We start from the raw sequence: 26,969 nt of genomic DNA, 5'->3' as shown, positions 1-26,969 counted from the left end.
AACCTCGGGGGGGCATGTGCTCCCCTTTTTTTTGCCCAATTTTCCGCAGTCCCCCTGTGGGCGCGGGCTTGCTCGCGAAAGAGGTGTGACCGTCAGCAAAAATGTTGAATGTGCCGACGCTTTCGCGAGCAAGCTCGCTCCCACACAAATGGCGGCGCTATCACCCGGATAGTCAGAACATCATCCGCCACTGCCCCATCAGCGCGCCGTTGCGATTGTCCTGGCCGGTTTCACCCTGGTAGCTCACCCCTAAGGTGTGTCGTGGCGAAACGGCCAGGTCCAGGCCGGCTTCCAGGAGCAAGCTGTCCCGGTCCAGCTCGATGCCCTCGACGGTATAGGTCTTGCCGCCGCCGACCAGGCGCTGCCGAGAACTGCCTCGGACGTCGCCATAGAGGTGTTTCCAGCCGACATTCAGGCGCGGCGTCAACCGCGCTCCCTGGTCAAGAACGAAGGGGCGGGCGAGGTGCAGGCCCAGCTCGCTGGTGGAGTGGTCTTGGGTCTGGCTCTCGAACCGCAGCGCCGCGTCGCCACCTTTCTCCGTGAAGCGATCGCGTTGGTAGCGCTGGTAACCCAACTGGACATAGGGCTCGATATCGAAATGCCCGACGTCCAGGTTGTAGCCGACTTGCCCGAAGACCTGCTGCGTGTTGGCGTCGTAACGACCTTTGAGCCGATCGCTGAAACCGTTGAAAGCCACGTGGCGCTTGGTGCTGCCGTCGTGATCGCCATACACCGCGCCCAGGCGTAGCGCCAGCGGCCCATCCTGGCGCAAGGCATAGGCACCGACATGCCAACTGTCGAGTCGACCCTCGAATCGATGACCGTCCAGCCGCGTCTCGCTCTTGGCGCCGATGACCCCCAGGCGCCAAGTCGGGTTGATCGCCCAGTCGGTTCCCAGCAGCAAACCTGTTGTCGAATGCTTTAGCGCGTAGTCGTCCAGATGCTTACCGATGCGGCCACTGTTGCCGATGGCCTGGACCCAGGCCTGCCCATTGCCATGGGTGCCCTGCGAAGTGTTCTGGCCAATGGCCGCGAGTATCCCGGTGCTGATGGGCGCGACACTGCTCAGGGTAGCGTTGCCCAGGTCGGCGGTGTCGTATCCGCTCAACTGGTCGAGGGCATTGGCGGCAGTGACCAGGTTGCTGCCGAGCAGGGCGTTGATGGCGGCGTTGGGCTTGGGGGCCGGTTGGGTGGTTTGCGCTTGGCTGGCGGGCGTGGGCGTGGCGCTGGCGATTTTTGCGGGTTCCGCGGGCTTGGGTGTGATGGGGTGGGGTTGCGGCTCGGTGGTGGCTGGCGGTTTTGGGGCCGTTGTCGTGACGACGGGTTCTGGGGCCGGCGCCAGGATGCTGGCTGCAAGTGCCTGGCCGTTATCAGTGGTCGCGGCCTGTTCGAGCGGGACATTGTTACGTGTGTAGGTCAGGCCGACCTGTTTTCCTGTGGTGTAGTCCACTGTCGCCGTCATGTACGCAAGGTCATTGACGATCTTCCCGAATTCCCCCTCGACCTTGTCCGCGTCGATCACGATGTGTCTGCTCGTGTCGATGTATTCGTCCGGTACGGCTGCGATTTTCAAGATGGCATTGTCCAGGATAGCGGTACCGCCGACCTTGATCGTGGCGCTGCCTTTCTTTGCGTCGACGCCATAGACCAGCGTCGCGCCCTTGGAAAACCTGAGGTCGTTGACCACTGAAGGGGCGCCCATGTCAGGGCCGACTTCCATCGAGCCCGCCACGTCCAGCGCGTCGACCGTTCCGCTGCCGCTGAACCTGGCCTTTTTCCCCACGAAGACCGGCCCGGCGACGGAGCCCTGATTAGCGAACTCACCCAGAACGTGAACCGCGCCACCGATACGGCCGGTGTTGATCAATTTGGCGTTCGAATCAATCAGGCTGCGGCTGTCGAAATCCTTGCCGTTTGACCATTCGCCTCGCTTCAAATATACATCCTGGATATTGCGTATCTCGCCTAACTCGCCGCCTTTGGCGATCTCCAGTTGCAAGACATTGGCACCGCCGCCACCGTCGGTGAGCCCGACGAGTTCGCCCTGCCTGCTGACAAGCACCAGATCGTCGCCGTCGTCCTGCGACAGCGGCATTTCCTGGGCGTTGGTGACCCGCTTGATATGGATGCCCGGCGTAGCTGCGAACGCCTTGAGGCGAGCCTGCATTTCGGCGGTCGTTTCGAATGGACGGGGTGGCCCGTCAACGGACTGTGCCATCGAAACCTCGACACAACCAAGTGCCAAGGCAATTGCCAGCGCGAGATGCTGGGGCAGAAACAGGTGTTGGGTAGGCATCGAATGGGACCTCTGATGGAAGAGGTCGCACTTTAAAAATTCCACCTGGGCGGCGATGCCAGCCACTTTCTCGCCGCGGGCAAGATTCAGCGGATGAAATCTGTAGGCTGCTCATGCTGTGATCAGCGTGGCGGTTCGTTGGCTTTCATGGTTCGAAGCTTTGCCTTACAGCCCGCACGGACCTTTCTATTTGACCGGCGTTTGACGGAGCAGGCACCTCGCCTAGGCTCGTTGCATGGTCAGGAACGAACGCGTATTTCCTGTGGGAGCGAGCTTGCTCGCGATGACGCCGGCACAGCCAACATCACCGCAAACTGCCTCACCGCTATCGCGAGCAAGCTCGCTCCCACAGGTTTTTGTACCGGGCCGTGGGTGAGTCATACCGGCGACTCTGGCAACGGCTCAGCGGTTATTCAGATACGCCTTCCCATAATGCCGCTCCATCCGCGCCTGGATCAGCTCCAGCGCAATGGACATCAACCAGTAAATGATCGCCGCCGTCGTCAGCATCTCGATATAGCGATAGCTGGAACGACCATAGGACTGCGCCAGGAACATCACCTCCCAGACCCCCATCACCGAGATCAGGGAAGAGTCCTTGAGCATCGAGATGAATTGGTTGGTGGTCGGCGGGATGATGGTGCGCATGGCCTGGGGCAGGGTGACGCGCCAGAAGATCACGGTTTCGCTCAGGCCCAGGGCGAGGGAGGCTTCGCGTTGGCCGTTGGGGACGCCGAGGATGCCGGCGCGGAAGATTTCGCTCAGGTAGGCGCCGTAGTTCAGCGACAGAGCGATGATCCCGGCGGCGATGGCGCCCGGGACCACGCCCAGTTGTGGCAGGCCCAGGTAAATCAGCAGGATCTGGATCAGCAGGGGCGTGCCGCGAAAGAACGACGCGTAGAAACTGGCGATGCCGAACGCCACCGCGCTGCTGGACAGCCGCGCCAGGGCGGTGATGAAGCCCAGTAATGACGAGGCGACGATCGAGCACAGGCACAGGAACAACGTCAGCACCGCACCCTGCAGAAAGCCATTGGGTGCCAGGTGCACACCCAGCAGGTTCGGCAGTTTGTCGAGGATGATGGAGAACTTCAGGTCGAAGCTCAGGAAAAAGCTCGCGAACAGCACCAGCATGGCCGCCCAGGTCAGATACAGCCGGGTGCGGAAACCGAAGATTTTCTGCAGGCGTGACTCAGCCACCGATGGCGGTGGCTGAGGGGGTGGAAAAGAAGTCATTGGGTGATGTCGGCGCCGATCCATTTTTGCGAGAGTTTGCTCAAGGTGCCGTCCTGTTTCAACTGGGCGAAGACTTCACGCACCTTGCTGTCCCACTGGGCGTCGCCTTTTTCGATGGCCACCGAGTTCGGTTCGGAATAGAGCGGCTGGCCGGCCAGCTTGAAGCGCTTGTCTTCGGTCAGGCGCGGCTGGGCCGTCACCAGGTTGGTCAGCACCGCGTCCAGGCGCACCCCGGCGCCCAGGCCCAGGTCCTGGAACGCCACGTTGTCGGTGTCGTACGGGGCGACCTGCACGTCCTCGAACGGATAGCTCAGTTGGGTATCTTCGGCGCCTTCGATCACCAGGTTCTTGTTCAGGTAGCTTTCGTAGCTGGAGGCGCTGGTCAGGCCGACTTTCTTGCCGCTCAAGTCTTTGGCACCTTGGATACGGTCGTCCTTGGCGTTGACCACGATCACCGCGGGCGAAGCATAGTACTGCACCGGGAAGTCGAACACTTCGGCGCGGGCCTTGCTCGGTGTCATGGAGCAAATGCAGATGTCATAGCGCCCGCTCCAGTGACCGGCCGCGATCACGTCCCAGGACGGCGTCTCCAGGCGCAGCTTCACCCCCAGTTTCTGCGCGACGGCCTTGGCCACGTCGACGTCGAACCCGTCGAGCTGGTTCTGATCGTTGAGGAACGAGAAGGGCGGATAGCTTTCCATCAACACGCCGACCAGTTCTTTTTTCTGTTCGATGCGATCCAGTGTGGCACCGGCAAACGCTTGCGAAGAGGCGGCCAGCAGCGTCAGGCCCAAGGCCAGCAATGGTTGTCGTTTCATGTGAGGGGCCTGTTAGAAAAATAAGTTGTAGTTCTCTGAATGGTGCGTATTAAATAGTTATAAGAACAACTCCGGTAGTGAGTATTTTTCATAAGCTTATGAGTGAATCGCATATGGGCGCAGCAACGACAGTCATTCTCGATGGCGGCATGGGCCGCGAACTGCAACGCCGGGGCGCGCCGTTCCGCCAGCCCGAGTGGTCGGCCCTGGCCTTGAGCGAAGCGCCCCAGGCGGTAGAGGCCGTGCACGCGGCCTACATTGCCAGCGGCGCCAACGTGATCACCAGCAACAGCTATGCGGTGGTGCCGTTCCATATTGGCGAAGCGCGTTTCGCCGCCGAAGGCCAGGCCCTGGCCGCATTGGCTGGCGAGTTGGCGCAGCGGGCGGTGCAGGCCTCAGGCAAAGCGGTGCGCGTGGCCGGGTCGTTGCCGCCGCTGTTCGGTTCCTATCGGCCGGACCTGTTCGACGCTTCCCGCGCCAGTGAACTGTTGACGCCCCTGGTAAACGGCTTGGCCCCCCATATCGACTTGTGGCTGGCCGAGACCCAAAGCTCCACGGTCGAAGCGCGGGCGATTCACGCCGGTTTGCCGAAGGACGGCAAGCCGTTCTGGCTGTCGTTCACCCTGAAAGACGAAGACACCGATGAAGTGCCGCGCCTGCGCTCCGGCGAACCGGTGGCAGAGGCCGCGGCGGTGGCGGCCGAACTGGGCGTCGAGGTGCTGCTGTTCAACTGCAGCCAGCCGGAAGTGATCGGCGCGGCGATTGACGCTGCCCGCGAAACCTTCGAGCGCCTGGGCGTGGCGATCCACATCGGCGCCTATGCCAACGCCTTTCCGCCGCAACCCAAAGAAGCGACCGCCAACGACGGTTTGGACCCGCTGCGCGAAGACCTCGATCCACCGGGTTACCTGCAATGGGCGGCGGACTGGCGCAAGCGCGGGGCCAGCCATTTGGGCGGCTGCTGCGGGATCGGGCCGGAGCATATTGCGGTATTGGCGCAGCAACTGGGCTGAGCCGTCTGGCGGGTAACTGCCCTCACGCCAGGCCGGCCCCACGGCCATCGATAGAGGGCGACACGTTGGATTACGTTTTTCGCCAGGCTGCCTAGCCACGCTATAAATATGTATGCCGTTTGGGCGGCGACGGCGCGATAGGGTCCGGATTCTTCAATCAGAACCGGACCATTCAGATGGCTACTTTCTCCAAAGGCGATCCGGCCAACGCCGTCGTCCCCCAGGGCGAACCGCTCAGTGCCCAGGCAAGGGTGCAACTCAGGCAACTGGAGTTGCTGGACAACAACCAGATTCAACTCACCCGGTTGTTTGCAGGCCTTCCCACGTTCGACGGGGTGCTTGGGAACCTGCTGGTCAGCCTGCTCAAGGCGAAGATTCCCGCCGACAGATTCCGCCCATCGCAGCTCGCGGATATCGATCCGGATAACTGCTACGTGAACCGCTTTACCACGGACCATTCCGGTGATCGCGCCCTGACGTCCTCGGAGCGTTTCACCGATGTCCTGCGCAACGGTTTGCTCAGCGACACGGCGCCTGATTTCACGAACGGTGGCGTCGGCTTCTTCACCCGTCCGGACTCGCTGGAGGAGGCCGACAGTGTATTCGCCCGGCAACCGGACGCGCAGATGCTACGGGCCTTGGAGTCGGTGTTCCACTTTCCCCGGCCCACCGCGAACGAACGGGTAATACGTCAGTTCCGTGACGAACTGGCGCGCTTTCGCCTGGGCAAGAACCGGGGCGACGCCAGCGAGGCGACCGCACCGTCCACGGCTGAAGCGGTCCTCGCCCAATTGCTTTCCCAACGATTCCTGCACCTGTTCAACTTGTATAAAGCGGATCGGGATCCTGCCGCTCCACTCACCCAAGCTGCGCGCATCCAGCAGGCCGATGACGATCGCCTGCTGGACCTCATCACCACCCATCCTTCCCAGGCTGACAGGAACCGGCTGCTACGGGCGCCCATTCCCCATGTCTATGCCGTCCTGCTCGACCAGGGCACGGTTTCGCCGCAGAAATGGCCCGCGGCGATGGTGATCAAGTTCACCGATCGGCCCTCGTTGTTCCTGTATTCCCTGGAACGCGGGCTGCAGCGATTTCATTCTTTCCAGGACCTGGTCGACAACGTCCGTCCGCTCCATGACGGCCAGGAACGCTCGATCCGGGATATGTCCTCTGAACTGGCCGGGCATGTGTTCGAGGCGGCGGCAGCGGACTTGCTGCAGATGCAAAGTGCCGCCCTGGAGGCGGTGTTGACTGCACCGGACAACGCAACGGTGCCGGTGGATGTCTTTGCCCAGCGAACCGAAGCTGCCCTTGGCTTGCCTATGTTGTCCCTGACCGGGCCACTGGCGGCCCGCCAGGAAACCTTGGTGGACAATCGTCGCCCGGCTTTCTACAAAGCCGCGACGCGGGCCGAACAGGCCCGCTATCGCCAGCTCGAAGACCGGGTATTCCAGGCCGTCTATGCGCTTGGAAGCGGTGTCCCGACGCTGGTGCAGTTCACTCGCCAGAAGATCCGGCAATACCTTCAGCAAAGCATCCACCCGCGCATAGAGCCGGATCCGGACCGGACCATGGTCAAGCTGTTCTTCGGCGATCGGGCCAATCCGAGGCAGTCCCGGACCAGCAGCCTGACGCAGTTAATGCTCGATAATCTGCGTGCACCGCAGTACCCGAACGCAATGAGAGAAGTGCTGGCCGTTGATTTGGTCGACCGGCATGGTCAACGTGTCCGGCACCCGGCAAGCGGTTTCCTGATCACGGTGACCGGAAGCGAACTGGCCCGGATGGCGTCGAGCATCGATGCCGGTGGCCGCTATGAAACCCTGCTTCGCGAACAAATGAATACGCCGCACTACAAGGCGGCCTGGCAGGCGGCGTACCTGGCCAACCTCGAGTTCAAAGGTTACGCGGCCGGGCTGCGGGGCGACGATGTGTTCAAGGCGACTGTGATCAATCCCGACGCCAGCCCACCGAAGGCGCAGAAGCGGGTCGCGGGCTGGCTGGAGGCGCTGTTGCAATCGCCCACCGCCGCCAAGCGCGCATCGGTCGGCGGGCGCAGCGTGCGCGTCTACGGACTTCTCTTGGGCGGCACCGTCGGTTTGCAGCATGGCACGACGGGCAACGCGATCAGCATCGATGGCGTGCTGATTCTTTCAGACCAGCCGGGGCCGCAGATTACGGGAACTGTGGGCGTCTATTTCCCGGACAGCCCTCATGGCGATGACTTCCATGAGTTTTCGGACCTGAGCGACGGCGTCACGGGGTTGCTGCAACAAGAAGAATGGCGCACGTACTTCCGTTCGCGCATGTCCATCCTCGACCCGGAGGAGATCAAGCGTGCGTTGGGGCAACATCGCGGTCGCCCCCTGGTCCGTGGGTACCTGATCAATGGCCATTTCCTCGAAGAATTTCACCGGGCCCACGTCAATTTCCACAGCGCCCATGCCGATCACCGCTCCAACAGCAACCGGGATATCAGCCACCAAACCGCCATGAGGCTGGCGATGATGGTGGTGGAGCTGGTCATGGACCTGGCAGGCCTGCTGCTTATCCCCGGTTTCCAGATGCTGACGCGTGCGGTCAAGACGGGTTTGCTGGTGATCAAGACCGGTGCCGTGCCCACGCACCTGGACACGCTGATGTTCGTGCACGCGGTGGCGAACACCCGACGGTCGCCAGGCCTCGGCGGTGTGCCATTCAAGGTGCGAGGCCAGGGGACTTTCCTGCCGGCAGCGGCTCGGCAGAACTCGACTGAAGCGCTGCTCGGATTGCCCTTGGAGGACGCGTTGTATCGCCGTTATGCCGTGACGGATACCGCATTGCTCCGTGGGCTGTCAGCGGATGCCCGGGGCTTCTATCGCCCCGCCATCACCGATGTCGCCACGGGCCGCGTCACGCGCCAGGTGTATGTACGGCAACCCGATGGGACGGTGTTCCGGGTGCACGACCATACGTCGCTGAAGGCCACCGAGGCCACCATCGTCGACCCGGCCACGGGGTTGAGCATCCGCTCCAGTGGCGTGATGAGAAGCACGGTGGCCCGTGGGCCCGATGGCGAGTGGCGCGCCGTAGGTTATGGCCTGGGCGGAGGAGGCAAGCGGCCGTCGCAAGGCTCTCCCCAGCCGGGTCCTTCAGATCCCAAGCAATCGGCGCCATCGCTTCGCGCCGTTTCCGACCTGATCCGTACGCCGGGGGTATGGGACGTCCAGATCATGGAACTGGTGCCTTCGTTCATCACCCGCATTGCGAGTTGGCCGCGAAATCGCAGCTTGCTGATCATCGACCGACGCCATGGGCACCGGGATTGGACCGTGCGTTTCACCCCAGGGCAGTACGAAAGCAGCTACCCATCGGGCACGCATCCGCTCAGGTCAAGCACCGACGTGGTGTTGATACGCACGGGGGAAAACCATTACACCTTGAGGCTGGCCGACGATACGGACGTCACGTTCGCGGCCGACGGCGATTGCTTTTTCAACGCCCTCGCGCGGGGCTTGAACGACGGGCAGGCGCAGCCGAGGTTTTCGATGCAGGGACTGCGCAATGAAGCCGCCGCCTACATCGATCAGCACCCGGAACTGAACAATTACCTGGTGACGCAGCCCACCGGGTTGCAGCAGGCGCTCGTTGATAATGCCCGTTCCTTGGAGAACCTGTTGGGCGAGGGGGCGGTATTCGACCTGAGCCAGATTGTCTACGGGACGCGCAACCCGCATAACCTGTTTCAACCGCTGCTGAGGCTCTTGCACCTGCATGCAGACGACATGGCGCGCAGGCTGCTGAACCATGCATCGGACGCCGCCTTGCCGCCGGAAATGCTGCGCCACATCGGCAGTTTCCTGTCCCCCCGGGCTCCAGGGCGACCGGTGCTGAGCAGCATTCCCTACTACACCCAGAACGATCAGTCCTTGCGGAGCTTTTTCGAGGACACGCTGCTGGCGCCTGTCGAGCCTACGGAAGTGGCCGAACTGCTCAACAATGAATTCCTCATGTTCTCCCAGGACGTGCTCCATATCATGCTCGAATACGGGGTCAAGGCCCGGGACCTGACCGATCACCACCCCAAGAACAGCATGGCGTACGTCCGCTACGACCAGGCCGTGCATGGTCATCTCAGCGAAGAACAGCTCGAAAACACGCTCAACGGTGCCTATCTGGTGGACAGCAGCGACTTGAAGAAGGTCGGGACAAGGTTCAAGGAGGAAACCGGCCGCAGCATGTTCGACGATGAAGATCTGTTGGCGCAATTCATCCAATACGATCGGGCCGAGGACCTGGTCGACCTGCTGACCGTCGCCCTCCAACGATTCCCTATCTTGTCGAGGCGGGCGACCATCCTGCTCAAGTCCCCCTTGATCGCTTCCAACCTGGGCGGGCTGTTCCCCTTGAACCTGCTTTCGCAATGGATACGCACCCCAGGCTTATCCGAGGCGCGGCTTGAACTCATTGCCCAATATCTCACGGGCCGTTATGACGAATTGGAGCTGTACGGCAGCGTCGATATCCGTTGGATGCAGCCGTTCGATGATTGGAATCTGCAAAACCTGTTCACGCATCGCAAGGCCCTGCTGGAGTTCTCCGGCTATATGCTGGAGGCCCGATACGTCAGGGACAGCGACTTGTCTGCTGTCGCCAGGTTGTTCAGTACGCCGGGCCAGCCGTTTTCCAATAGCCGGATCGCTGTCCTGTTCGACAGGCCGGACCTATGGTGGTCCATTCTCGCCATGCGCGGGATCACGCGCGCAAGCGCCCGGAGCATTTGGCAGGATCTGATGGGGCCGCACTTCAGCAACGACAACATCCGGTTCGTGCTGGGCCGACCCGGTGCGCTCGACAGCGAGTCAACGTTCGCGAGCGCCTTGATCGACAGCCTGACCCAGGACGAGGCGCAGGCACATCGGCTGATTCTGGATGCCTACAGCATGAGCGACAGGCAAGCCCAGTACTTCCTCTACAATTTCAATTTTTCAGGGGCGGACGCGGGGCACAGCCGGCTGAATTTCGCCAGTTATGTGAATGCCCATGGGGCCATACCGCAATGGGCCTGGCCGTATGCCCGAAGAGGGGTGACGCCCGAGGTGCTCAAGCCGTTCCTGGCCACGAGGAAGCCGCCTGAGTCCTGATAGGCCGTCTTGAATGATCGCCACCGCGAACGGATGCGCGGTGGCAATCATTCATCAGGCTGAGCGACACTCTGCCAGGCTACGTACCTGGCCGCCCTCGCTTTGGTTCTCGTCGCTCAACCAGCGCTCGAACCCGGCGCCGATAGCGGGCCATTCCGAATCCAGCATCGAATACCACGCGGTGTCTCGGTTCTGGCCCTTGACCACCATGTGCTGGCGGAACACGCCTTCGAACGTGAACCCCAGCCGTTCGGCGGCGTATTTGGAGCGAGCGTTGCCGTTGTTGCACTTCCACTCCAGCCGGCGGTAACCCAGGGCGAAAGACTCCTTGGCCAACAGGTAGACCGCCTCGGTGCTTTTCGGCGAGCGCTGCATCGGTGCGCCGAAGGTCACGTGGCCGATCTCGATGCGACCCTGGGCCGGGACGATGGACATGAGGCTGAGAATGCCCTGCACCTCGCCGCTGGCGCGGTCGATCACGCTGAAGAAATACGGGTCGGTGTTGGCGGCGTGGTTGTTCAGCCAGGCATCGAACGCGCCGCGATCCTTGAACGGGCCATAGGGCAAGTAATCCCAGAGTTTCGGGTCGGCCCCGGGGCCTTCGAGGGCTTGCCACAAGCCGTCGGCATGCCGCGCCGGATCGAGTTTTTCCAGGCGGATGAAACGCCCTTCGAGCAACTGCGCAGACGGCGCCGGGACACCTTTCCAATCAGCGAGTGAAAACGACATGGGGTGCTCCTTAAAGGGCTTTGCGAAATTGAATGAAGCCTGGGCGCTCGGCGATGCGCTCGTACAGCTGGATCGCCGTAGCGTTGGTTTCGTGGGTCAACCAGTGCACCTTGCAGCAGCCATCGGCCTTGGCGGCGGCGTAGACGAATTCGATGAGCTGGCGACCCACACCGGTGCCGCGGCTCGGTTCTGTCACCAGCAAATCTTGCAGGTAGCAGGAGTTTTCGATGCTCCAGTTCGAGCGATGGTAGATGAAATGTACCAGGCCGACTGCCGTGTCGCCGTTCCAGGCGAGGGCGCCGTGGGTTGGCTCGCGGTCGTCGAGCAAGCGCTGCCAGGTGCTTTGGCAGACCGCCTCTGGCAGCTCGGTGTTGTAGAAACGCAAGTAGGCCTGCCACAGCGGCAGCCACGCGGCGTGATCGTTGGCACTGACGCGGCGGATTTCAATCTGGCTCATGTTCACTCCTTGGACGATGGATCAGGCATCAGCCGCGCGAGCGTCTGGTCCTGCGGGTCGGGGCTGGCGGCAAGACCGCTGCGTACCCCGGCGACATCCGCGGGGCTGCGGTTCTGGCTGAGCTTGCGCTTGCCTTCCAGGCGCTGGACGGGCAGGGCGAAGCCGACGATGGCCTTGAGCATGCTGTCGATGTACTCCGGCGGTGCATCGTCGATTTTCCACGGCTGCTCGCGAGCGGTTTCGTGGCGGTCGGTGAGGGCGCCGACCAGGTTGCGCAGGCGCTGCGCGTCGCTGAACACCTCAGCGCTGCCGTAGGCGTGTACGGCCACGTAGTTCCAGGTCGGCACGACTTTGCCGTGTTCGGCCTTGCTCGGGTAGAAACCCGGGCTGACGTAGGCCTCGGCACCGGCGAATATCACCAGGGCCTCGGCACCGGCTTGCAAGTCGCGCCATTGTGGATTGGCCCGGGCCATATGCCCGTAAAGGGTGCCGTTCGGCCCCTGTTGCGTGTCCAGCAACAGCGGCAGATGGCTGGCCTGCACACCGTGTTCACCGTGGGTGACGAGCACGGCCAGGCGGCAATCGCCCATCATCTGGTGCAATTGGGGCAAGTCTTCGACGGCAAAGGCTTTGGGGTTGTACATGATGATTTTCCTTGGCGAATGGGAGCATCCTAGGCAGGCTATTGGTCTGTTGTAAGAGCCACTTCTAGCCAATTCGATAGGTCCATTCGCGAGGGCTGCCATGCACAACGTCGTGCCGCCACTGTCGTTCAATCCCGCTGGCATCGAGCTGGATCGCCGCCAGGGGCTCAGCCGCCAGCTTTACCAGGCGTTGCGCGCCCGGGTGCTGGACGGACGCCTGGCCAGCGGCACGCGCCTGCCGGCCAGCCGTGACCTGGCGGCGGCCTTGTCGATCTCGCGCAACAGCGTGGTGCGGGCCTACGATCAGCTCTACGCCGAGGGCTTCATCGAAGGGCGGGTAGGGGACGGTACTTATGTGGCGAAACTGTCCTCGACGACCCTGCCGCTGAAAAACATATCCACAAAAGTATCCACAGGGTTTTCAACAGGCTTATCCACAGCCTTATCCACAGATTGGCTCGATTTGCCTGTGATTCCATCCAGTGAAGTTATCCACAGCGATGCGCTGAATCGGGTCGAAAACCACCATTTACCCCAGCCGCCCAGTGGCCCGCCGCGAGCATTCAGGGTCGGTGTGCCGGCTTTCGATCTGTTCCCTTTCGACGTCTGGGCCAAGCTGAACGCGGCTTTCTGGCGCAAGCCGGATCTGCAACAGCTGTGTTATGGCGACCCCCAAGGGGATGCGCGCTTGCGCGGGCTGATCGCCGCTTACCTGCGCAGCTCCCGGGGGCTGCACTGCACGGCTGAACAAATTGTGATCACCAGTGGTGCACAACAGGGCATCAGCCTTTGTGCACAGCTGCTGGTGGACCCGGGCGACGTCGTGGCGGTGGAAAATCCCGGTTATCGCGCGGCCGGGCATGCGTTCGCCGTCGCCGGTGCCGACGTCAGAGGCGTGCCGGTCGATGATGAGGGCCTGGACTGCACGGCGCTCGGTGGGCTGAGCCATTGCCGGCTGGCCTACGTCACCCCGTCCCATCAATACCCGACCGGGGTGGTCATGAGCCTGCCACGGCGCCTGGAACTACTGGCCTGGGCCGAGCGCAACGACGGCTGGATCGTCGAGGATGACTACGATGGCGAGTACCGCTACAGCGGCGCGCCCCTGGCGCCCTTGGCGGCACTGGATCGCCAGGGGAGGGTGCTCTACGTCGGTACGTTCGGCAAAGTGGCGTTCCCGGCCCTGCGCCTGGGCTACCTGGTGCTGCCGCCGGGCCTGGTCAACGCCTTCGCCCGGCGTCGCGCCGTGGACGTGCGCCATTCCGAAGTCAGCACCCAGGCCGTAATGGCCGAGTTCATGGCCGCCGGGCATTTCCAGCGCCACATCCGGCGCATGCGGCGGGCCGCGCTGGTCCGACGGGACGCGCTGCTGGCGGGTTGGCCCAAAGACATTCCAGGGGTTGGCACCTTGCCGACCGTCGTGGCCGGGCTGCATGTCACGGTGCCGGTGGACAGCCTCGCCCGGGAACGCGAACTGATTGCCCAGGCGACGGCGGCGGGGGTTGAAGTCAATGGCTTGAGCAGCTATTGGTTGCCGACCACGGCCTCGACACAGGTGCGGGCCGGGCTAGTGCTGGGCTTCGCGGCCGTGCCGCCCGCAGCGATCGCTGCCGCACTGGCGAGCCTGGAGAAAACCTGGGCACTTTGAGGGGCCGGAGCATCGGCAAATGCCCCGGCCTTGGTTCATGAACGGGCTTTATGAAAGAACACTTCCTTGGCCTGGTCCACGGCAATTTCGCTGCGGTAATGGTCGACCAGTTGACGCTGGGTGAGGGACTGGGTGTCTTCGACATCGACGGCTTCCTGGCTGGCTTGCTCGATGGTTTTCAAGCGTGCAGAAAGAAATGCGTAGGCGGGGACCCAGCTTTTCGAGTAACGGAAATCCGCGAACCAGAGGGTTTTATTGGTCTTCACATCCTTGATCTCGTATCGGTCGAGATAGCCGTGGGGTGGGGTCTTGATGCGTTGACGGCTCTTTTGTTTGGTGATGGAAATCTGGTTGCGGCTCTTGAGCCACAGGATGCTGCTCATGGTCGGCGGGCGTTGCTTGATGAGATTCAAGACCGTGTCGAAGCCCAGGATGTAAAGGGCGCTCGATTCCCTTTCGAGTTGCGCGCGCAAGGTTTCCGCCGCGCGTCGTTGCTCTGCCGGCAGTTCGAACGTTTCGTTGGAGGCCACGCCTTGCGCCTGGTCGAGCGCTTTTTTGATTGCCGCGCTGATTTTCTCCATCCTGCCGGCGTGGGCGTTGAGGATCATCCCGAGCCCGGTGGGCGTTTGGGTGGGGGTCTTTGCGGTTTCTGCGATCTGCGCCTTGAACGCCGCCAGGCCGTTGATCAGGTCATTGCCCTTGGCGACGCTGATGTTCAACGCCGGCACAGCGGCCGGTGCCGCATCGGGCTTCAGGTGGGGAATCCATTCGCCGGTTTCCTTGCGGTGGAACGTGACGATGATCTCCCCCGAGAAAGGTTTTTTCACATCGACCCAGTCCGTTTCCTCCATGAGCTTGGACAAGCGCGGCTCGCCACTGACCAGGCCCCAGAAGCGCGCGCGGATGAATTTTTTCCGAGGCCTGGGCCGTTGTTCGTAAGGCGCCCCCGAGCTTCGCTGATTCTTTCTTTCCTCCAAGGCGGCTCCCAGGTGACGCAGCGTCCATTGCTCCAGCGTGGCGATCCCCGAGCGCAGTCGCGCCAGTTGTAGCGGCTGCACGCTGCCCTTGTATTCGTTACCCAGGTATTGGAGGTGCTCGCCGATGGCGGCGAACTGTTCGGCCAGGCTGCCGAATGCGTCGATTCGCTCGTCCAGCCGGATCACGCTTCGCTCATCGATCGCGTCACGCAGGCTCTGGAACGCCACCGTGGCGTTATCGACGACCTGGTTGAGCGCCTCCCAGCCTTCGGGCATCGACTCGACGCTTTCCAGCGACAGACAGAGATGGCGATACATATCCAGCTTGATCATACGAAGGTCGGCGCCCGTGTAGAGCGGCATCTTCTTGCGGTGTCGATGGACAAATTCGAAGCCTTCGTAGCCCACAGTCTTCAGCTCGGTGAAGCGCGTTTCCATGTAGTCCAGGCGTTCGATCATGTCGTCGCCGACGCTGATCATGCTCTCGGCGGCGTCGATGTGCTGTTGCTCCAGCACCTCGACCCCGGAGGTGATCATGCCCTTGGCCTTGGTCAAGGCCGGTATGAATCGTTCCTGGAGCGCCTCCATTTCGGCGAAGGTGAAATCGATCTGCGCGTTCAGGTAGCCGAGCCGGGTGCGAGCGTAGTCGGGCCTTGACTGGAAGAGCGGCCATTCCATCAGTGTCCGCAACGCTTTCTCGTAGTTTTCCCGCTGTGTTTTCAGCAGGTCGACATATTCGTCGCGCTTTATTTCCTTGGCCGGCCCCGCAGCCTCGTTCATTTCCTTGGCTTGCATGGTCAGCAGTTTCTGGTTCTGCGGCTTCTTTTCTTCGAACCGGTTCAAGGAGGCCAGCAGCTCGGTCCGGCGTCGCTGCGCGTCGGCGATGACTTTTTGCCGGACGCCTTTGGAGCCGCTGCCGCGTAATCGCAGGCGCGTATCGATATGCCATGTGCCGTGGGTATCATTGATCAAGGGCGGCCCCTCGCGGGTGGGATCTTTCCCGTCGACGATAGAGACCGATTCGCCTTCGACTTTCACTTTGAACCAGCTCCCCGCCATTTTTGCGTACCAGTTCCCGCTTCGTTCGTAGAGCCCTTTTAGCGCGCCTTCGGCCTGGAGTTGCCCGGGATCTGCGGGCTCGTCGATGCTCAAGGCGTCCAGGAGCCGGGTGCTTTCCCTCGAGCGTCCCATCAAGGCGCCACTGGAACGGATAGCCTCGTAGTGTTCGGCTGGCAGCGCCGTGCTCGACAACGGTTCGAGCTGTTCTATCACCAGTTGATGTTCGGGTTTTGGCAGGCTCTCGAGTTCGCGCACCTCCTTTGATGGCTGTGCCCGATCCGAATTCCTGGCGGCCCTGGCGCGGTCGATGGCGTGGGTGATGATCGCCAATGCGATGTTCAGCAGCAGATCGGCGAACGCCTCCCACTTGGCCGGGCGATTGGCTTCGTCGTTGCGCTGCGTCAGCTTGTCGATGTCGTCCATGATCTGCCAGAGCCAGGCCGCGGTGCCGACGGTGGTCCCCAGGTAAGGCAAGACCAGGTTGAAAATCAGCCAGCCTGTCCGCTTGAAGGTCTCCCAGCGATTTTCACGGTTGGACACCGCTTGCCGATCGGCCAGCTCCACCAGGGCATCGGCGTTGGCCTTGAACAACAGCGGCAGGAAATCCGCCCCGAGGGTCTTGTCGGTCAACCTGACGGGGCCGCTATTGGCCAATGACGTCAACGGGGCGGCCACGAATGCCACGATGCTCCAAGGGGAGGGCAGCAAGTCAGGAAAGACGAACCGGCCGTAATCGTCGCGCACCCCATCGGGCAACCACGCCAGCACCGATTGACGCAAAGAAGGGGTTTGCCTGATCGCGTACAACAGGTTGCTGAACGCCGGGTACTGGCTCAACTGCGGCTGCATCATGGGGCGGTATAGCAAGCAGGGCCCTGCGCTCGAATCCTCGGGGCCGATGATGAACATGTTGGCCACGACATCCTCCGCGTCGCCCAGTTGCAGCTCGGGCACGAAGGCCAGCCTGCGCAGGACGATGGTTTTTCCGTCCACCTTGCGGTTGGCTTCTTCGGGCTGCATCAGTGCGGCGACGTAGCGGTAGCCCCGATCGTCCAGGTGACCCAGGCCACGGATCTTGCATTCCAGCGCGAGCATCGGGAGCTGGATGCGTAATTGGGAGGTGTAGAGCTTTTCGCGGCGCCTCGACTCTGCCGGATCGTCGAGCAGCTTTTGCTTGATCAGTTCGGGGTAGACACGGCCGATGTCGACCTGGGTGATGAGGCTCTCGACGTACTCGACGGTCATCCAGTCGGGCAACTCGGTGTCGTCCACGAACTTGACGATCTTGTCGCCAAGGGGGAGTGCGATGAGGTTTTGCAAGGCGAGCTCGACAAGGCTGAACCGGGTGGTCTCGATCTTGCCGGGCACCACGAAGGTGCCCCAGACCACGGGGCTGCGCACCTCGATCTCGATGGCCTCCAGGTCGAGCTTCGAGGCGTCGGCATGCTTCGAGACCATCCGCTTTCTCAGCAGGCCGAGCGCATATTCCTTGAGGGGAGGAATCTCATCCAGGTAGGTTTTGCCGGCATGGACCTGATTCAATATCGACAGGCGCTTCATGTGCTGGGCGAACAGGATCTGGTCGGTCGGCGAGGCCCCCAACAACCAATCGGGCATTTGTTTCTGGAACAAGGCCACGAGCGCATCGTCGTCCGTTTCTTCGTTGGCCGCGGGCGATGTGTTTTCGTAGATCGCCCATGTTTGCGGAAAGGTCCCGAGTATCCTGACTTGCTCGGCGATGATCCCGCAGGCCTTGTGATCGAAAATATTGCCGTCGGGCTCGTACAGCCGCCATTGGAGTTTCCGGTAGCTGCCCGGAACGAAGTGGGACGGCAAGGACTCCCCAAAAGCCTGCCGCGAATCGAACTTCTCGTAGCCGTTGTTGAGCGAGTAGGCCAGGATGACTTCCTTTTTATCGACCGTACCGATCAGCACCACGAGCGAGGTGTCACCCAGGCGTCTGACCTCAGGGCCATCGACGTTATCGATGTCGATCAGGTACGCGTGGCTGTCATAAGTGTCGTTGTCCTTACGGTCCTTGCGGTCGGGGTAATGGAACAATTGCCGGGCCATGGCGCATTCAGTGGCCGTCCAGCCCTTGATGCGCCCGACATCCCAGGCCTTGCGCAAGGTATTGGAGAGTTCATGCCAGAGTGGGCCGGACTCGCCCTGCGGCGCATTCCAATACGCCAGTTGCTGCTCCTGACAGGCCGTCAGCATGGCCGGTACCAGTTCGTTGAGCAGGCGCCCGATCTGGTCGATGCGCACCGGCAAATGCACTTCGGGCTCGGTGAGCGGTAATTGGGTCAGGAAGTGCAAGCCTTCGATCAGCAGCAGCGGGTCGCTTTTTTCGTTCACCAGCCCGGCCAGCATCTCGCTGAGGGTTTCGTAGCGGGTCGGGCGCCGCACGATTTCGTCATCGACAATGTCCCAGGACGGTTCGCCGACCAAGGTATTGTGCGGATCGAGGTTGAGCGTGGGGTAGAGCTTCTTGAGGCCATCGCTCAGGAGCACGGCCGCGACCTCTGGATAGGTGGGCCCTGCGAGCAACTGGTTGTACACCGCTTCCTTGGGGTCGGCTTTGGGCCTGGTGTTAGACGTAGATGTCATCTGAGTCTCCCTGTCTTGTGATCCATGGCGTTCCCGGAGCGAAACGCTCGGGGTTTTCCATGCTAGGGCGGCTCAAAACGGGGAAGGTGGTAACTATGTATGGGACGTGGATAACGCCTGTGGGAGCGAGCTTGCTCGCGAAAGCGGTGTATCAGGCGCCGGTGATGTTGAATGTGCCGGCGTCTTCGCGAGCAAGCTCGCTCCCACAGGTTTTCTGTTTAGCTTGATGAACTCACTGACCGGACTTGATCCGCGTCCAGGCCCGCGTCCGCGCCCGTTCGGCATCCCGTGGCAACGGTTGCAAGGTGTAGAGCGTGGTCATGGCCGCTTCGGTCGGGTACAGGTTGGGGTTGTTGCGGATCGCCGGGTCGACCATGTCGGTCGCGTCCTTGTTCGGGTTCGGATAGCCGACAAAATCACTGACCGGCGCGATCACCTGCGGTTGCAGCAAATAGTTGATGAAGGCGTAGGCGTCCCCTGGGTTGGCGGCGCCTTTGGGAATGGCGAGCATGTCGAACCAGATCGGCGCGCCTTCCTTGGGCAGGCGCATGTCCACCGTCACGCCGTTCTTGGCCTCCTTGGCGCGGTTGGCCGCCTGGGAAAAGCTGCCGGAGTAACCCACGGCCACGCAAATGTCGCCGTTGGCGATGTCGGCCATGTACTTGGACGAGTGGAAATAGGTGACGTGCGGGCGAATCTTCATCATCAGCGCTTCGGCCTTGGCGTAGTCCGCCGGCTTCTTGCTGTTGGGGTCCAGGCCCAGGTGCTGCAAGGCCAAGGGCAGGATCTCCGACGGCGAATCCAGCAGCGCCACGCCGCACTGCTTGAGCTTGCTGATGTTCTCTTCCTTGAAGATCAGGTCCCAACTGTCCACCGGCGCGTTGTCGCCCAGGGCGGCCTTGACCTTGTCCGGGTTGAAGCCGATCAGGATGGTGCCGTACATGTAGGGCACGGCGAACTTGTTGCCCGGGTCGTTGGCTTCGATCAGCTTCATCAGCTTGGGATCGAGGTGGTTCCAGTTCGGCAGCTTGCTGCGGTCCAGGGGCTGGAACACCCCGGCTTCGATCTGCTTGGCGAGGAACACGTTGGACGGCACCACCACGTCATAGCCGGAGTTACCCGTCAGCAACTTGGCCTCCAGGGCCTCGTTGGTGTCGAAGATGTCGTAGACCAGCTTGACCTGGCTGTTCTGCGCCTTGAAATCGTCCAAGGCCTTGGGCGTGATGTAGTCGAACCAGTTGTAGACGCGCAAGGTGCGCTCCTCGGCCTGGACAGCGCCGCAAAGCAGCGCGGCGCACACGGCTGGGGCCATAAAACGCTTGAGTCTATTCATGCTGTGATTCCTCATGGGGCGCTTTGGAAACCTTCAAGAACGTTCACGGCATTGATGCCGATTTCTGCCACCGCGTAGCCGCCTTCCATCACGAACAGCGTCGGCTTGCCGAGCGCCGCGATGCGCTTGCCCATCGCCAGGTAATCCGGGCTGTCGAGCTTGAATTGCGAGATGGGATCGTCCTTGAACGTGTCGACACCCAGGGACACGACGATGACATCGGCGTCGTAACCCCGGATTTGCCCGCAGGCCTGCTCCAGCGCCGCGCTCCAGGTGTCCCAGCCCGAGCCGGCTGGCAAAGGGTAGTTGAAATTGAAGCCCTCGCCGTCGCCCTCGCCCTGCTCGTCGGCATACCCCAAAAAGAACGGAAACTCCGCCTCTGGGTGACCGTGGATCGAGGCGAACAACACGTCGCTGCGCTCATAGAAAATCGATTGGGTGCCGTTGCCGTGGTGGTAATCCACATCCAGGATCGCGACCTTCCGATGGCCCTGGTCGAGAAAGGCCTGGGCGGCGATGGCCGCGTTGTTGAGGTAGCAATAACCGCCCATCAAATCGCCGGCGGCGTGGTGCCCCGGTGGGCGGCACAACGCAAAGGCACTGCGCGCGCCGCGCTGGATGTCCGCCTGAGCGGTGAGGGCCACTTGCGCGGCGCTGTAGGCCGCCTGCCAAGTACCGGCGGTAATCGGCGCGCCGCCGTCGAAACTGTAATAACCCAACTGGCCGTGCAGGCTCGTGGGGATGACCGAGCGCAGGGTTCGCGCCGGCCAGGTGAAGGGCAACAAATCACCGTCGCGGTTGTACTTGGCCCAGCGGTCCCAGGCGCCTTTGAAAAACTCCAGGTACGCCGCACTGTGGATGCGCTGGATCGGCCCCAGGCCAAAATCCTGCGGCGCCTCCACCGGCCCCAGCCCCTGCGCCTTGACCCGCTCCAACACATGATCGGCCCGGGACGGCATCTCGAAGCAAGGCATCAATTGCCCATCCATCAACTCGCAACGCCCGTGGTGCAGGTGGTGATCGTCTGAGTAGATCGTCAGCATTTTTTTGTTCTCCGCAAGGCTGGTCGGTTTGAACACAGTCTTGCGGCGCGCGGCGTTTCAGAGAACGGCAGGAGAGGCCAAAAGGGGATCGAAATGGCCAAAAGGTTTGACCGTAAATCGCCCCTTGTTGGCGCGGGTGTGCGCGGGGTTGGGGCATGGGGAGCTAATCAGACTAGAGATTGTGGGTATAGCCGCATTTATTTTTTGATTTTGAGTAGTAAGCCAGGTCGATTTTAAAAAGAGCGCGGATGTGGGTGAGCTGTGCTTTAAGATGTGATTTATCCATGCCGTCAGTGTTTTCTGAAAACATAAGGTGGTAAATGGCAGGCCAAGTGACAGCTGCGTCCGAAAAATAGATGTCTTCACGAGGGCCCACGACTGAGATGCACTTTGTAGTAGAGAAAAGTGCAGATAAAAACTTGTCATGGATCATGGAGCAAGCGGATAGAAACAGGCGACGTTTTTTCAGGTGAGGTTCTAGTATTTTTGCAAGATCCGTATAGCCGATCTCATTCTGATTGGTCGTGAACAATCCATCTTCATTCCCATGAGCAGAGATGTGCAGGTACCGATATCCCGACTTCCCGAACTCTGTAACGGCTTCGATGAACTGATCTCGTGTCCTGACATAGCGGTATATTGGTTTTTTTTCGTGTAGCCTCAAAACTGAAGAAATCACGCTGCCTTCGAAGCGACCATTGCCTTCATCGTCAGGGTCGAGTGTTTCAATAATGAAAACGTCAGGGATAGAGGCCATCTAGAGGTGCTCAAGTGGTTTTGCTTGTAATGGATAATACTTTTGATCATGCAAGATTTTTTGATCAGCTCTGTTGAAAATAGAAAACGCCGTTGGTCTTGAATTTGTCGGCGTACCAAGCAACGCCGAGAATATGCTTCATTGCTTCATTTTCTCCGGAAGGAACATCGTCCCGGTTTTTTAGGAAGTCTTCAAATTTTACATTGTGGTTGGGAAATATCTCATTTAACTCATTTAATTTTTTCCGTCCATTTTCTTTGGTTATGGACTTGCTTTTCTTTGAAAATCTATTGGGGTACAACAGATTGAAAGAGGACGAAAGGCGCCAGTGATTGGATACCCTAGGGTCATTGAAGTAGTTGAAATGTCGGTTGTAGATATTGGTGAGCAAGACAAAATCCACGAGATCGAATCGTTCATGACCAATTGGACTGTCTTCGGTAAAAAAACCACCCTCACCAAACAGGTAGCCACGCCACAGTTGCATGTCGATCTCTTTGTGACAGCACACAATTAATATGTTGGTGTCTTCGACTCTGCATTCCTTGACTTTTGCTTGGGTGGTTTCCAGAAAATCCTTCATTACGTTATCTAGATTTTTCCCTTCTTTCACTGTCTTGCCTTGAGGCATCAAGCGCTCACGCGCTTCTCTAAGCGCCTGCTCGCGGAGTGCGTTGTGGGGCATTCTGTTTGAAAAGGTAAGCGTCACTTCGTCAGGGTGGCGTACTTCATCTTTGTAAGAGGCACATTTTACTTCGAGATTATATTTTTCCCCTTTTACAGTTACGCTGAAGTCAACATCTTTAGGCGACGTGACTTTATCTTCGTAGACGAATGCCGCATTGGGGTAGTCGATAAAATCACTCATGGCTGTTAGCTCGCAAGCAGCCTGTATATATTGACTCTCGTTAAAAACCCCGGCGCGAACTTGCAATTTATCTCGGATGAGACGCTTGACTGGTTTCTCGCCTATCTTAGCTTGAAGCGAGTTGAGGATTTTATTCAGCGCGTGTAGGTACTCGTCGTAATGAATGCTGGTTTTTACAAGGTAGTGCTGGTTGTCAGTAATTTCACTCAGGTGATCGAGGAGCATGCGTCATATTTCCTTGTTCATTTGTTAGCTGAACGAATGCGCGGGTTAACGGGGGAAGCCCCCTGGGCATTGGCTATTCAGGTTTGATAGCGGGAAGCGAAAGGGCTGCACGTATTGCGTTCAAGGACGCGTAGAAATCCTCAGTGTTGCCGAACGCCCCTCTGTAGATCTTGTGAACGAGAGCCTCATCTTGCTTGGCGATCTCAATGAACACGGCAAACGTCAAAGAGATGCCCCGTGGCAGCCGGAAGTAACCTTTGTCTATAAGTTGCTTGGCACGCAGTTCAAGCAATGGGAGGTTCGCCTTGAACATAGCATCCACCTTATCGATGCTGTCCAGTTTGAGTTCGCCGCTGAGGTAGCGGTCGTACCGAATGGTGTGGTCGCTTTCATACCATTCCGAAAGAATCTCGATGCCGAACTTTTTCGCCAGCTCGGCATCCATCGCCGAAACCAGCAGATTCGACCGGGCGTAGGTGGAGATGTAGGCGTAGAACTCCCGCTCCAAGGTCTCCAGGATCAAGGCGTTTTTCGATTTGCCAAGGGTATTGGCGACAGCGGCAATGGTCCTGTCCAGGCTGCTGCTCAAATTACGCAGCGTGTAGGAGACCGTTTCGGCCTTTTCAACATCGTTCATAGGGAATGACTCTGGGAAAGCTCCTCCGAAGTAGAAGAGATGGACCATCGTCTACCTTAAAAACCATTTAGTCAATTGTGGTTCATAATATGAATTATGGTTATTTTATTGCGATGTGATTGTCGATGGGTCCAAGACGTGTCTTGACTGGGCACCCACCACCAATCCTCTGTGGGAGCGAGCTTGCTCGCGATGACAGCCTTTCACTCCTCGCAGATGTATCAGCCGCCACCCATCTCCTGTGGCGAGTGAACTTGCTCCCGCTCGACGGCGCAGCCGTCATATGGGTGGTGGCGTCGATAAATGATGGAATCGAGATCCAGCGTATACGGTTCACCAATGGCGTACCGGAGAGCACCACGGATCAATTCGCTGTCATAAGTGTACTGCGCCCACCATGTGACAGACCCACACATGCTGTGGTGCACACAGCCCCCTTGCACGATAGCGTCTTTGCTTGAGTTTGATGCTGGCCTTCGATTAGATACGAGGCGTAAACGTTGTGACATGAATAGCGCCATCAAACACAGGGAAGAGCACTAAATGGCAAGAATAGAACCCGTTTTCGGCAGCATCAGCGGCGAAATCGAAAACCCATACCAACCGGGCGACGCCCAACTGATTGACGACGAGGTTGTCACGTTTTCAAAACCCAGGATTTTAGATTTTTCCGGGCGTATTTCTCTGGCGCGCTTCTGGCTGATTCATGTGCCCTTGGCGGTGGTTCTTCCGTGCATTTTGCTGGCGTTCTTTATGGTGGGGTTGCGCCATGAACTGGTGGTTTTGCTGATAGTCGGTGTCACCGTTGTCGTTCCTGCCATCCTGCTCGACGTGTCTCTACTGGTACGCAGGGCACGTGATCTAGGCTGGAGTCCGATATGGGGAATTCTCTGCTTGGTCCCTGTTATCGGCTTTGTGATAACGCTTCCGCTCATCATGCTTCCGGGGCGTAAAGCGATGAATAAATACGGCCCGCCCAATCCACCTCTCTCGACGTTGGTAACGCTACTTACCGGGCTGTTGGTGGTGCTTGTGCTTGTAACTACAACCGCGCTAGTTGTGTATTTTCCCCAATACCACCCACAGGCACTCTACGAGTGGTTCATTAATGCATTGGCTCAGGCATAACCTTATGCGTACGCGAAGTCCGTGCTTCGCCTCATTGCGCGGCGCCAAGTGCTCAGGTGCCTTTGTAGAGAGCGCTGCGCGCACCACGCGATAGCCCTGCGTACGCCGCGGTGATGTCCATTGGAAAAAGAGAACAGATTTATTTCTCTGCTCGAAACGTCCGCTCTTGGCCGATACCTGCCGCACAGGAACGGCTGTGTTTGACCGGACGTGGGCGGTCGTCAGTCAGCTCGTTGGAGCGGTGTGGTTACGAAGGTTTTCGATCAGAAAGCCCCGCAGACTATCAACTGCCCTGGACCCCTGCGACGCTTTGCTCCGGTAAACCGCAACATCCATTGGTTCCAGCGGACCGAGATTATGTTCTGGCCCCAGGATTTGAAGATGCATAGGTACTGTGCACTTGGTCAGCACAGCAACAGCAATCCCGCTTTCGACCGCAGCAATCTGACCGGCCAGACTTGAGCTGTTGTAGACCACCTTGAATCGCCGACCCTGTTTGTTGAGTGCTTCAACGGCACTGCGCCGTGCCAGGCTAGCGGAATCATAGACAGCAATAGGAAGTGGATCTCTGCGCCACAACTCAAATGGCGCCGCGCCAACCCAGACCATCGTTTCCTGAAAAATGAATGCACCCCGTCTTGAATCATCACGCGAAACCAAGGCCAGATCGAGTTCTCCACTGTTGATGCGAGGAATGAGGGCGGTCGACTGCTCGCACGTCAGTTCAATGTCGACGCCACTATGCCGAGGAGCGAAGCGTTTCAAGACAGGTGTGAGGTAATGCGCGGCGTAATCCTCCGCGACGCCCAGCCGAATCAGCCCGGTCAAATGATCGTCCCGAAAGGCCGCCTGTGTTTCTGCATGCAACGCAAGCATGCGTCGGGCGTAGCCCAAGAGCAGTTGGCCGTCTTCGGTCAACTGAAGGTGTCTAGGCCCTCTGATGAGTACCTGCTTCCCCAGGGCAGCTTCAAGCTTCTTGAGTTGCATGCTGACCGCAGACTGAGATCGATGGACTTCGCTGGCAGCACTCGACAGTGATCCGGAATCCACCGCTGCAACAAAGCACTTGAGCCAGTCGATCTGCAAATCCCCAAGAGCCATCTCACGTCCTCTATTCGATATTCGAATGGTTGATTGCCAGAATATGCGCTTTCCGTCCAGTTGTAGCTGCTCCATGCTTTGTATGCCGCACTGTCGACTTCAATCTGGAGAAACCATGCAAATCGATACTTGGTTGCTGTATCTACTCACCTGCGCTGGCATTGCGGTAGTTCCCGGCCCCAACGCCTTGCTCGTACTGACCCATGGAGCGCTTCATGGCAACCGGAAGACGCTGTTTACCATCAGCGGAGGAGTGATCGGTTTTGTCGGGATGATCGCACTTTGCGTTCTGGGGCTGGGCGCTCTGCTAATGACGTCTCTCGTCTGGCTTACTGCTCTGAAAATCGTTGGCGGACTGTATTTGATTTGGCTGGGCATCAATCTCTGGCGATCAGAGCCGGTAGCGCTCTCTTTGGAAGCGATTCCCAAATTGAGCGATTGGTCTCTGTTTCGCCAAGGATTGCTGTCTGCCATCTCAAATCCCAAAGCGCTATTGCTCTTCACAGCGTTCATCACGCCCTTCATCGATCCGCATAAAAACTTAGTGCTGCAGGCAACGGTCATGGCATTGACCTATGCCGTCGTGGAGTTTGCAGTTGAATGGTTAGTTGCCAGTGCAGCCCACCGGGTGCGCCCTTGGATGGCGCGGGCTGGGCGGCGCTTCAATCGAGTGTGTGGTGGGTTTTTCATGGCCTTTGGCGCTCTGCTGCCTATCCGATAGGCATTCATTCAGGTCGCAGAGAAGGCACGTGATCTCATATGGCCGGTTGCAGTCCGCGGCTAGAGGGAGATTCATCATGGGGAGAATGAAACAGACGTTATGTCAGTCGGGATGTCGCTAAGGTGATTTGAGGTTCATTCGACCGCATCGTCGATGCCTTTCACGATTCCTGTAGTCCACATGCGTCCAGCCGCGTATCCGTGGCAAATCCTTAATTCTCTGCCCTTGGTCAGGATTTTCTTAAGTGGGCCAAGAAAATCTTCAGTTGAGGCGGTTTTTCTGATTTTTTCTTAACTCGCAGCACACCTGAAAAATAGTAAAGCAGAGTTCCACCGAACAGACGCCCTCCACCAATTCTCTGTGGGAGCGAGCCTGCTCGCGAAGGCGGCAGCGGGTTACATGCATGCTTTTGAGGTGTAGGCGATCCGTAACGAGGGAGCAAGCTCCCTCGCCACGGGATTGATGCTGTAGCGACTAGTGTGGGTCGACGTTATCCAGCACTCGGTTTGCCAGCAATGAACTCAGTTCAATCAGTTGCTGGAT

General features: G+C 59.6%; 18 protein-coding genes. 5 read left to right on the top strand and 13 right to left on the bottom strand.

Annotation, left to right across the window (positions count from 1 at the left end; translation table 11 throughout):
• Positions 1 to 172: 172 nt before the first annotated feature.
• The 3 genes from BLQ55_RS27895 to BLQ55_RS27885 form a co-directional block, all read right to left on the bottom strand.
• Entirely contained in the window at positions 173 to 2,218 is a 2,046-nt protein-coding gene (locus tag BLQ55_RS27895) for an autotransporter domain-containing protein (protein WP_371128554.1), read from the bottom strand.
• Positions 2,219 to 2,698: 480 nt separating this feature from the next.
• Positions 2,699 to 3,532 carry an amino acid ABC transporter permease gene (locus tag BLQ55_RS27890; protein ID WP_060739974.1) on the bottom strand — a complete coding sequence of 278 codons (834 nt, stop codon included), beginning with the start codon at positions 3,530 to 3,532 and terminating at the stop codon, positions 2,699 to 2,701.
• Positions 3,529 to 4,350, bottom strand: coding sequence for an ABC transporter substrate-binding protein (locus BLQ55_RS27885; protein ID WP_092258681.1), 822 nt, complete (start codon positions 4,348 to 4,350; stop codon positions 3,529 to 3,531). Before BLQ55_RS27885 ends, BLQ55_RS27890 begins: the two co-directional genes overlap by 4 nt.
• A gap of 113 nt (positions 4,351 to 4,463) precedes the next feature.
• Between BLQ55_RS27885 and BLQ55_RS27880 the strand changes: the two genes are divergently transcribed.
• Both BLQ55_RS27880 and BLQ55_RS32635 read left to right on the top strand, forming a co-directional pair.
• Positions 4,464 to 5,363, top strand: a complete 900-nt coding sequence (locus tag BLQ55_RS27880; RefSeq protein ID WP_092258678.1) for a homocysteine S-methyltransferase family protein — start codon at positions 4,464 to 4,466, stop codon at positions 5,361 to 5,363.
• Between the two features lie 176 nt (positions 5,364 to 5,539).
• Positions 5,540 to 10,489: an OTU domain-containing protein gene (locus BLQ55_RS32635; protein ID WP_256326659.1), complete on the top strand. Its 4,950-nt coding sequence runs from the start codon at positions 5,540 to 5,542 to the stop codon at positions 10,487 to 10,489.
• Between the two features lie 54 nt (positions 10,490 to 10,543).
• On the opposite strand, the gene BLQ55_RS27870 is transcribed toward BLQ55_RS32635, so the two are convergent.
• From BLQ55_RS27870 to BLQ55_RS27860, 3 genes are read right to left on the bottom strand one after another with little or no spacing between them, the layout of a single operon-like run.
• Positions 10,544 to 11,218 (bottom strand): GNAT family N-acetyltransferase, encoded by a 675-nt coding sequence (locus BLQ55_RS27870; RefSeq protein WP_092258676.1) that lies wholly within the window; start codon positions 11,216 to 11,218, stop codon positions 10,544 to 10,546.
• A gap of 10 nt (positions 11,219 to 11,228) precedes the next feature.
• Positions 11,229 to 11,675 carry a GNAT family N-acetyltransferase gene (locus tag BLQ55_RS27865; RefSeq protein WP_092258674.1) on the bottom strand — a complete coding sequence of 149 codons (447 nt, stop codon included), beginning with the start codon at positions 11,673 to 11,675 and terminating at the stop codon, positions 11,229 to 11,231.
• A 2-nt stretch (positions 11,676 to 11,677) separates the two neighbouring features.
• The gene (locus BLQ55_RS27860; RefSeq protein WP_092258671.1) at positions 11,678 to 12,319 is read right to left on the bottom strand and encodes an FMN-binding negative transcriptional regulator; all 642 of its coding nucleotides are present in this window, start codon (positions 12,317 to 12,319) and stop codon (positions 11,678 to 11,680) included.
• Between the two features lie 100 nt (positions 12,320 to 12,419).
• Between BLQ55_RS27860 and BLQ55_RS27855 the strand changes: the two genes are divergently transcribed.
• Positions 12,420 to 13,967 (top strand): MocR-like pyridoxine biosynthesis transcription factor PdxR, encoded by a 1,548-nt coding sequence (locus tag BLQ55_RS27855; protein ID WP_092258668.1) that lies wholly within the window; start codon positions 12,420 to 12,422, stop codon positions 13,965 to 13,967.
• Positions 13,968 to 14,002: 35 nt separating this feature from the next.
• On the opposite strand, the gene BLQ55_RS27850 is transcribed toward BLQ55_RS27855, so the two are convergent.
• From BLQ55_RS27850 to BLQ55_RS27820, 6 genes are all read right to left on the bottom strand, one after another.
• Positions 14,003 to 18,613 (bottom strand): dermonecrotic toxin domain-containing protein, encoded by a 4,611-nt coding sequence (locus tag BLQ55_RS27850; protein WP_092258665.1) that lies wholly within the window; start codon positions 18,611 to 18,613, stop codon positions 14,003 to 14,005.
• A gap of 232 nt (positions 18,614 to 18,845) precedes the next feature.
• A complete protein-coding gene (locus BLQ55_RS27840) occupies positions 18,846 to 19,946 on the bottom strand; it encodes a polyamine ABC transporter substrate-binding protein (RefSeq protein ID WP_092258662.1) in 1,101 nt (366 codons plus the stop codon).
• Between the two features lie 11 nt (positions 19,947 to 19,957).
• The gene (locus BLQ55_RS27835) at positions 19,958 to 20,989 is read right to left on the bottom strand and encodes a histone deacetylase family protein (RefSeq protein WP_092258659.1); all 1,032 of its coding nucleotides are present in this window, start codon (positions 20,987 to 20,989) and stop codon (positions 19,958 to 19,960) included.
• A 172-nt stretch (positions 20,990 to 21,161) separates the two neighbouring features.
• Positions 21,162 to 21,746 carry a hypothetical protein gene (locus BLQ55_RS27830; protein ID WP_092258656.1) on the bottom strand — a complete coding sequence of 195 codons (585 nt, stop codon included), beginning with the start codon at positions 21,744 to 21,746 and terminating at the stop codon, positions 21,162 to 21,164.
• Positions 21,747 to 21,810: 64 nt separating this feature from the next.
• Positions 21,811 to 22,839, bottom strand: a complete 1,029-nt coding sequence (locus BLQ55_RS27825) for a hypothetical protein (RefSeq protein WP_092258653.1) — start codon at positions 22,837 to 22,839, stop codon at positions 21,811 to 21,813.
• A 73-nt stretch (positions 22,840 to 22,912) separates the two neighbouring features.
• Complete coding sequence (locus BLQ55_RS27820; protein ID WP_092258650.1) at positions 22,913 to 23,476, bottom strand: hypothetical protein; 564 nt, start codon at positions 23,474 to 23,476, stop codon at positions 22,913 to 22,915.
• A gap of 543 nt (positions 23,477 to 24,019) precedes the next feature.
• On the opposite strand from BLQ55_RS27820, the gene BLQ55_RS27815 reads away from it, so the two are divergent.
• A complete protein-coding gene (locus tag BLQ55_RS27815; RefSeq protein ID WP_092200408.1) occupies positions 24,020 to 24,604 on the top strand; it encodes a DUF805 domain-containing protein in 585 nt (194 codons plus the stop codon).
• Between the two features lie 225 nt (positions 24,605 to 24,829).
• On the opposite strand, the gene BLQ55_RS27810 is transcribed toward BLQ55_RS27815, so the two are convergent.
• Positions 24,830 to 25,705 carry a LysR family transcriptional regulator gene (locus BLQ55_RS27810; protein ID WP_092258647.1) on the bottom strand — a complete coding sequence of 292 codons (876 nt, stop codon included), beginning with the start codon at positions 25,703 to 25,705 and terminating at the stop codon, positions 24,830 to 24,832.
• Positions 25,706 to 25,820: 115 nt separating this feature from the next.
• Between BLQ55_RS27810 and BLQ55_RS27805 the strand changes: the two genes are divergently transcribed.
• A complete protein-coding gene (locus BLQ55_RS27805) occupies positions 25,821 to 26,426 on the top strand; it encodes a LysE family translocator (RefSeq protein WP_092200414.1) in 606 nt (201 codons plus the stop codon).
• Positions 26,427 to 26,969: the final 543 nt, after the last annotated feature.

The sequence above is a fragment of the Pseudomonas sp. NFACC13-1 genome, from assembly GCF_900104425.1.
GTDB lineage: Bacteria > Pseudomonadota > Gammaproteobacteria > Pseudomonadales > Pseudomonadaceae > Aquipseudomonas > Aquipseudomonas fluorescens_AA.
The sequence above is the reverse complement of the archived record's forward strand: the minus strand, read 5'-3'. Positions and strand labels throughout refer to the sequence as shown.

Bases quoted from the DNA above. Each gene is read 5' to 3' on its own strand.
- BLQ55_RS27895 (WP_371128554.1), bottom strand. From the start codon at position 2,218: ATGGCACAGTCCGTTGACGGGCCACCCCGTCCATTCGAAACGACCGCC.
- BLQ55_RS27890 (WP_060739974.1), bottom strand. From the start codon at position 3,532: ATGACTTCTTTTCCACCCCCTCAGCCACCGCCATCGGTGGCTGAGTCA.
- BLQ55_RS27885 (WP_092258681.1), bottom strand. From the start codon at position 4,350: ATGAAACGACAACCATTGCTGGCCTTGGGCCTGACGCTGCTGGCCGCC.
- BLQ55_RS27880 (WP_092258678.1), top strand. From the start codon at position 4,464: ATGGGCGCAGCAACGACAGTCATTCTCGATGGCGGCATGGGCCGCGAA.
- BLQ55_RS32635 (WP_256326659.1), top strand. From the start codon at position 5,540: ATGGCTACTTTCTCCAAAGGCGATCCGGCCAACGCCGTCGTCCCCCAG.
- BLQ55_RS27870 (WP_092258676.1), bottom strand. From the start codon at position 11,218: ATGTCGTTTTCACTCGCTGATTGGAAAGGTGTCCCGGCGCCGTCTGCG.
- BLQ55_RS27865 (WP_092258674.1), bottom strand. From the start codon at position 11,675: ATGAGCCAGATTGAAATCCGCCGCGTCAGTGCCAACGATCACGCCGCG.
- BLQ55_RS27860 (WP_092258671.1), bottom strand. From the start codon at position 12,319: ATGTACAACCCCAAAGCCTTTGCCGTCGAAGACTTGCCCCAATTGCAC.
- BLQ55_RS27855 (WP_092258668.1), top strand. From the start codon at position 12,420: ATGCACAACGTCGTGCCGCCACTGTCGTTCAATCCCGCTGGCATCGAG.
- BLQ55_RS27850 (WP_092258665.1), bottom strand. From the start codon at position 18,613: ATGACATCTACGTCTAACACCAGGCCCAAAGCCGACCCCAAGGAAGCG.
- BLQ55_RS27840 (WP_092258662.1), bottom strand. From the start codon at position 19,946: ATGAATAGACTCAAGCGTTTTATGGCCCCAGCCGTGTGCGCCGCGCTG.
- BLQ55_RS27835 (WP_092258659.1), bottom strand. From the start codon at position 20,989: ATGCTGACGATCTACTCAGACGATCACCACCTGCACCACGGGCGTTGC.
- BLQ55_RS27830 (WP_092258656.1), bottom strand. From the start codon at position 21,746: ATGGCCTCTATCCCTGACGTTTTCATTATTGAAACACTCGACCCTGAC.
- BLQ55_RS27825 (WP_092258653.1), bottom strand. From the start codon at position 22,839: ATGCTCCTCGATCACCTGAGTGAAATTACTGACAACCAGCACTACCTT.
- BLQ55_RS27820 (WP_092258650.1), bottom strand. From the start codon at position 23,476: ATGAACGATGTTGAAAAGGCCGAAACGGTCTCCTACACGCTGCGTAAT.
- BLQ55_RS27815 (WP_092200408.1), top strand. From the start codon at position 24,020: ATGGCAAGAATAGAACCCGTTTTCGGCAGCATCAGCGGCGAAATCGAA.
- BLQ55_RS27810 (WP_092258647.1), bottom strand. From the start codon at position 25,705: ATGGCTCTTGGGGATTTGCAGATCGACTGGCTCAAGTGCTTTGTTGCA.
- BLQ55_RS27805 (WP_092200414.1), top strand. From the start codon at position 25,821: ATGCAAATCGATACTTGGTTGCTGTATCTACTCACCTGCGCTGGCATT.